Here is a 6593-nt window from a genome sequence, read left to right as displayed (position 1 = left end):
TTCAGTGTGTCGGCGTCGAGCACCGCCGCCACGTCCGCGTTCCCGCGCCAGCGCCTCGGCGAGTTCCCCGCCGCGGCCGGCGGCGGTCGCGACCGCACGCATCGCCTTCACCTTTCCCAGATGCGGCGTCAGGTGCGCGGAAAGACGTTCTGCCACGATCGCCCCGCGCGTGATCTCCAGGTTGGCCCGCATCCGGTCGGTGTGCACGCGCAGACCGGTGATCAGTTCCACCGCGGTGTGCGCGGCGCCGCCGGCCAGACGCAGGCATTCCCTGAGCGGCTGCCACTCCGCGTGCCAGGTTCCGGCGGGCCGCTCGTCCTCGGCGAGCATGCAGTGGGCGAGCGTCGAGGCGAGGCCGGGCACCTGCAGCGCCGCGGACCGGATCATCGTGGCGAGGCTGGGATTCTGCTTCTGCGGCATCGCGGAGGAGACTCCCTTGCCGACGGCGACGGGCTCGCCGAGTTCGGCGATCTCGGTGCGGCACAAGGACTGCACGTCCAGGGCGATCTTGCCGAGCGCGCCGGTGAGCTGCACGCACCACGCCGCGGTGTCGACGATCGGCGTGCGCAGGACGTGCCACGGCACCACGGGCTCGGCCAGGCCCATCTCCTCGGCGTAAGCGGTGATGAGGTTCGCGGCGTAGTCCGCGGGAACCTCATCGGCGCCGAAGTGCAGACGGGCGTGCTCGAGGTAGCCCGCCATGGTTCCGGCCGCACCACCGATCTGCACGGGCAGGCCCCGCTGCACCAGATGCTGTGCTCTGATGTCCGCTTCCCGCACCAGATGCAGCCACCCCGCCGCCTTCAGCCCGAACGTCGTGGGCACGGCGTGCTGGGTGAGCGTGCGGCCGGCCATGACGGTGTGACGGTGCCGGTCGGCCAGGCCCTCCAGCGCGCCGATCACCATCGCGAGGTTCTGCCTGATCTGGACCAGCACCCGCGCGACGACCAGGCAGCTGGCCGTGTCGAGGACGTCCTGGCTCGTGGAGCCGCGGTGGACGTACTCGGCGGCGGCGGGGTCGACGGCGGCGACGAGTGCGGTGAGATCCTCGACCACGGCGACGACCGGGTTCGCCGCTCCACGGGAACGCGCGGCGATCCCGGCGATGTCGAAGTTCCCGTCGCGGCCGACCCGAGTGATCACGTCGGCGGCGGCAGCGGGCACGGTGCCGACCCTGGCCTGGGCTCGGGCGAGTCCGGCCTCGGCCGCGCACATCGCGCGCAGCCACACCTCGTCGGAGGTGAGCGCCTCCACCACGGTCGTCGCGCGCACCGGCGACAGCAGTCCCGTGTCGCGGAGGTCGTTCCCGGTGTGGATCACATCGCCCTCCCGAGCACGCTGATGTCTTCACGCACGCCGTGAGGCACGCGATGCGGTCCGAGCACGGCGCGCGCGATCGCGTCCGCGTCGCCGACGGTCGCCGAGGCCGAGCAGGGCCGGATGCCCACCGCGGTCACCCAGTGCACCGACTCGGTCGGCACGCCCAGCGCGTACAGCCCCGGGGTCGGGGCGCCGTCGGCGGCGATCACCCTGGCGGGTCTGGGGGTCACGTCCAGTCCGCCCGTCTCCAGGACGCCGCCCTCACCGTCGGGTACGCGGTGCGGTCTGCACCGCCCGGTGGCGAGCAGACGCTGGAGCAGTTCGTCGTCGGCGGTGCGGATGTCGGGCGCCGGCATGCGCGCGTCGATCACCGCCCGGACGGGTATCGGTTGCGGCATCAGGTCGGAAACCGCGAGAAACGTGGCGTGATCCATCTCGGCGCGCGTGCCGGGCCCGAGGACGTCCAGCACTCCGGCGGAGATCAGCGCCGCCATCTCCTCGATCCGCCGGGCGGGAGGCCCGATGGACAGGAACGCGTTGAGCGGGCTGAACCAGCGCTCCAGGTCGTCGCGATGAGAGCGGCCGTGCAGTCCGCCGTGGTCGACCACCGCCCGGATCTCGTTGCGCAGGTCGCGTAGGACGTCCAGCGCGGCCTTGACCGGTCCGCGCACGTTGCCCTCTGCCGCTCTGGCCACGTCCTCGCGCAGGTGTGCCAGCAGCCAGGGGCGGAACTCCTCCAGCGAGGCGAACCCGTGCCGGTCCAGTGGATGCTCGACCCGCGTCCAGTCCCATCGCGAGCCCTCCGCGATGCCATACTCGTCCAGCAGCGCCGCTTCCTCCTGGCCACGGGTGCACGAGCGGTACCGGCCGGAGAACCTGGCCACGTCGGAGGGTTCCAGGCGCGAGGCCAGCTCGGTCGCGTAGTAGACCGTCTCGACCTCCTTCGCGATCAACGGCCACAGGTCGGCGCGGAAGTCGACCGGCGCGGAACGCAACGCCCGCACGACGTCCTCGGTCAGCACAGCCGGCTGGTGACGGCCGTGTGCGCCCTTCTGGTTCTCCCCTCTCGCGTGCAGCGGCACGCCCCGGCGCGACCCCGCGTACAGCTGGGGCTCGTCGCCGGAGGGGTGGTAGACGAGAACTCCGTCGTGACGCTCGAACCGTCCGCCGCGGCCGGAGGTCAGCACGGCGAGGTGGTCGAAGAAGTTCAGGCCGAGACCCAGCAGCAGCGTGGGTTCACCGGGTGCGATCGGAGCCAGGTCGGCGTCGGCGGGGTTGCCCGGCGCCACGTAGCGCAGACCGCGTGCGGCGGCGAACTCGCCGAACTCACGCTCCCGAGTCCCTGGCCGCGACGGCAGGTGCCCCTGTGCCAGGACGACCGCGTCCAGCCCGCCGAGCAGCTGTCCGTCGGCCAGCCGGACGGTGTGTCCGGCCTCGTCCTCTGACACCTCCACGGCCCTCTGGCGGTGGTGGACGATCCGCACCCCGATGGGAGCGCTCCGAACTATCTCCTTCAGCGCCCACACGAGGTAATGCCCGTAGAAGGCGCGCGTGGGATAGGAGTCGGGTCCCAGGCGCCTGGCCTCGTTCCTGATCGTGTCGTTCCCGTCGTCGAGACTAGCGGTGGACGCGATCGATCTCGACCATTCGTACAACGAAGGGCCACGGCGAACCGGACCTTCCATCCGCACGCTGTCATCAGGGAAAACCGTGACTTGCGAGCACACCGTGTTCATCAGGAATCCGCTCGGCTGCCGCGTGTTCCACACAGATCCAGAACCGTGTTCCGCAGGGTCCACGACATGCACCACGAGTTCGTCACCCAGATCAACTGGCGACCAGTTGGCGCAAATTCTTTCCAATACGGAGAGACCTCTGGGTCCCATTCCGACGATACCTACACAGCATTCATCCACAATGGATTGACCAACTTCCGGAGCAGGCGGGCTGCCGATACTCCGCCCGCCGATGTGTGATCGACGTGAGATCCAGCGGCCGAAACACAGGTTGAACCCGCAACTACCTGTGCCCGTATGAATCTTTGTATGCCTTTCTGTCGCGCCGAGGGGAGCACTCGATGCGTTCCACTCACGCGACCGATCCAGCCCTCGACGAAAACGCGGGTGTCGTCGTCAGCACACACCGGGTGAAGCCGGGCAGGATGGCGAGTTTCGCGACGTCGGTAAAGGGACTGCTCGGTGCGGCGTCCAGATCACAGGGCTATCTCGACGGGAGAATGGAGAAAGCATCGGGCGATTCGGCGACGTGGCTGGTCATCTGCTGGTTCGACAGCGCGGAGAGCGCCGGCGAGTGGAGCCGTTCGCGGTCTCACGCGACCTGGCGCGAGTACGTCGGGCGCTTCGCCACCGTCGTCGATCCGCCGCCACCACCTGCGCAGACACCGCCGGGCGCCCCACCACCTCCACCGCGGTGGAAGACCGCGGTGGTGACGTTGATCGGCGTGTTCCCCGCGGTGCTGCTGGTCAACGTCACCGTCATCCCGCGAGTGACGGGCCTGCCGCTGCTGGCGCGCACGTTCGTTCTGTGCGTGTGCGTGACGGGGTTGATGACCTGGGTGCTCATGCCGCAGGTGATGAAGGTGCTCGGCCCGTGGTTGCGCCGGGGCACCGTCCCCGCGGCGGCGCCGGGCGGTGCCACGCCCGGCGCCGTGGACTCTCCAGCCGTCGACGCGCCCGACACCGACTGGGCTGACACCGGCCGGCCTGACCCCGACCAGCCCGATGCCGTCGACGCCCCCACTTCGATCTCACACGGCCTTCGTCCCCTGGCCGTGCCGGCAGACAACGGAGCCCGGCAGGGCTCACGACCACCCAGAGCGTCGCGGTCACGGCACGCGGCCCCGGCGACCTTCCCCAGCGGGCAGCAGTCTCGCTCGCGTCGCCGCTGAACCGTCGCCGCTGACCCCCGAGCACCGGAGCGTATTCAGTGCGAACCCTTCTCATCGACAACCACGACTCGTACACCTACAACCTGTTCCATCTCGTCGCGAGCGTGAACGGGCAAGACCCCGTCGTGCTGAGCAACGACGACCCGGAGCTGGCCAGGTTGTCGTTCGACGAGGTGGACAACGTGGTGATCTCCCCCGGTCCAGGACGACCAGGCAGGAGCCGGGACCTCGCCGGATCGATCAGGTTCCTGAACCAGGACGTGCTGCCGGTGCTCGGCGTGTGCCTCGGCCATCAGGGGCTCGGGTTCCTGGCGGGAGGGCAGGTCGCGCTGGCGCCACAGGCCCGCCACGGTCACCCGACCGTGGTCACGCATGACGGTCGCGACCTGTTCGAGGGCATCCCGCAGGGGTTCACGGCGGTGCGCTACCACTCGTTGTGCGTGCGCGAACCGCTGCCGCCCGAGCTGGAGGCCACCGCCTGGGCGGAGGACGGCGTGCTGATGGGGCTGCGGCACCGGTCCCGCCCGCAGTGGGGAGTGCAGTTCCACCCCGAGTCGATCCTCACGGAGTGGGGAACCCGGCTGCTGGCGAACTTCCGCGGGCTCTCCGAGGTCGCGAGGCCGTCCATCACCGTGCGCGGTGCCGACGCCGCACCAGCCGCCGATGATGCGCCCGCACGGCAGCCCCGCCATCGGTTGCACACCGCTGTGTACCAGGGCGTCGTCGATCCCGAGCAGGTGTTCACGGAGCTGTACTCGGCGTCGGAGCGCGCGTTCTGGCTGGACGGCACCGGAGCAGGCGAGCGCGGGGCACGGTTCTCCTACCTCGGCGACGACACCGGCCCGCTCGCCGAGTACTGCAGCTACGACGTGCGGGCGGGCGTGGTGACGGTGGAGCGCGCCGGCCGTCCGGCGGCCAGGCTGCGCGACGACGTCTTCGCCTACCTGCGGGACGGTCTGGCCGATCGCGCCCACCCGCGGCCGGATCTTCCGTTCGACTTCACCTGCGGCTGGGTCGGGTACTTCGGCTACGAGCTCAAGGCGGCGCTCGGTGGCAGGGCCGCCCACCGCAGCAGCACCCCGGACGCGGCCTGGTTGTTCGCCGACCGCGTCATCGTCATCGACCACCAGGAGCACACGGCACATCTGCTCTGTCTGGCCGAGGACACGCAATCGGCCCATGAGGAGGCCACCGCCTGGCTCGACGCCACGTTCGCCTTCCTCTCCTCGCTGTCGTCCCATCAGGCGCCGCCCGCCGGTTCGTGGGCGCAGGACGAGGACGCCGTGGAGATCACCGAGCGCTGGCTGCTGCGCGACGCGGAGGACTATCGCCTCGATGTCGTTGCCTGCCAGGAACAACTGCGCGCGGGCGAGAGCTACGAGATCTGCCTGACCACTGCGGTGGAGCTCCCCGCGACGTGCTCGTCCGCCGACTACTACCGGGCGCTGCGCCGGGTCAACCCGGCGCCGTACTCCGCGTACCTGCGCTTCGGCGAGGTCGACGTGGCCAGTTCCTCGCCGGAGCGGTTCCTCCGGGTCGGCGCCGACGGCGTCGTGCAGGCCGAACCGATCAAAGGCACTGCGGCGCGCGGCGTGACGCCCGAACAGGACGCCGCGCTGCGTGACGGGCTGGCCGAGGACCCGAAGACGCGCGCGGAGAACCTGATGATCGTCGATCTGCTGCGCAACGACCTGGGCCGCGTGTGCCAGGTGGGCACCGTGCAAGTGCCGGAGCTGATGGGCACCCGCACGTACCGGACCGTGCACCAGCTCGTGTCGACGGTGCGGGGTGAGCTGAGGCCGGGGCTGGACGCGCTGGACTGCGTGCGGGCCTGTTTCCCCGGCGGGTCGATGACCGGAGCCCCCAAGGAACGCACGATGGAGATCATCGACGACCTCGAGCCGAGCGCCAGGGGCGTGTACTCCGGCGCGCTGGGTTTCTTGAGCTGCAACGGATCCGCCGACCTGAGCATCGTCATCCGCACCGCGGTCTTCGCAGCCGGACGGGTGCGGATCGGCGCGGGCGGTGCGGTCGTGCTGGATTCCGATCCCGACGGGGAGTACCAGGAGATGCTGCTCAAGCTGGCGGCGCCGATGCGGGCGTACTGGAGCTCCGGCGCTCACGAGCCCGCTGCCGTGCTGCCCGCGGAGCCACGCGTTCACCGGCGGGGCAGGCACGCACGTCGTCGCCGTGCCGCCACCCGCGGTGCGGAGGTGGAGGCCGGATGATGAGCCGAGCCCACAACGCCGCCCTGGCACTGGAGAGGCACGCCGATCGGGCCGGCTGGTCGTCGCGGCCCGCCTACCTGGTGGAAGACACGGTGTGGACGCACGGTCAGGTCCACGACCTCGCCGCACGGGCCGCG

The 6593-nt window shown here is 70.5% G+C and carries 4 protein-coding genes; 2 read left to right on the top strand and 2 right to left on the bottom strand.

Annotation, left to right across the window (positions count from 1 at the left end; translation table 11 throughout):
* Both FXN61_RS46175 and FXN61_RS46170 read right to left on the bottom strand, forming a co-directional pair.
* Positions 1-1320, bottom strand: a 1320-nt coding sequence (locus tag FXN61_RS46175) for a lyase family protein (protein WP_312878528.1), incomplete at its 3' end; no start/stop codon positions are given.
* Positions 1317-3206, bottom strand: coding sequence for an FAD/NAD(P)-binding protein (locus FXN61_RS46170; RefSeq protein WP_167980145.1), 1890 nt, complete (start codon positions 3204-3206; stop codon positions 1317-1319). The genes FXN61_RS46170 and FXN61_RS46175, both read right to left, overlap by 4 nt.
* A 191-nt stretch (positions 3207-3397) precedes the next feature.
* Here FXN61_RS46170 and FXN61_RS46165 point away from each other — a divergent pair, with 191 nt between their 5' ends.
* Positions 3398-4228 carry a putative antibiotic biosynthesis monooxygenase gene (locus FXN61_RS46165; protein WP_167980144.1) on the top strand — a complete coding sequence of 277 codons (831 nt, stop codon included), beginning with the start codon at positions 3398-3400 and terminating at the stop codon, positions 4226-4228.
* 38 nt (positions 4229-4266) lie between these two features.
* Complete coding sequence (gene pabB / locus FXN61_RS46160) at positions 4267-6456, top strand: aminodeoxychorismate synthase component I (RefSeq protein WP_167980143.1); 2190 nt, start codon at positions 4267-4269, stop codon at positions 6454-6456.
* The last annotated feature ends 137 nt before the right edge of the window (positions 6457-6593 follow it).

Origin of the sequence: Lentzea indica, from assembly GCF_012184385.1 — a bacterium.
Lineage (GTDB): Bacteria > Actinomycetota > Actinomycetes > Mycobacteriales > Pseudonocardiaceae > Lentzea > Lentzea indica.
The sequence above is the reverse complement of the archived record's forward strand: the minus strand, read 5'-3'. Positions and strand labels throughout refer to the sequence as shown.

What these genes read in the sequence shown, in the direction of transcription:
- FXN61_RS46170 (WP_167980145.1), bottom strand. Translation starts at nt 3,206, where the DNA reads ATGGGACCCAGAGGTCTCTCCGTATTGGAAAGAATTTGCGCCAACTGG.
- FXN61_RS46165 (WP_167980144.1), top strand. Translation starts at nt 3,398, where the DNA reads ATGCGTTCCACTCACGCGACCGATCCAGCCCTCGACGAAAACGCGGGT.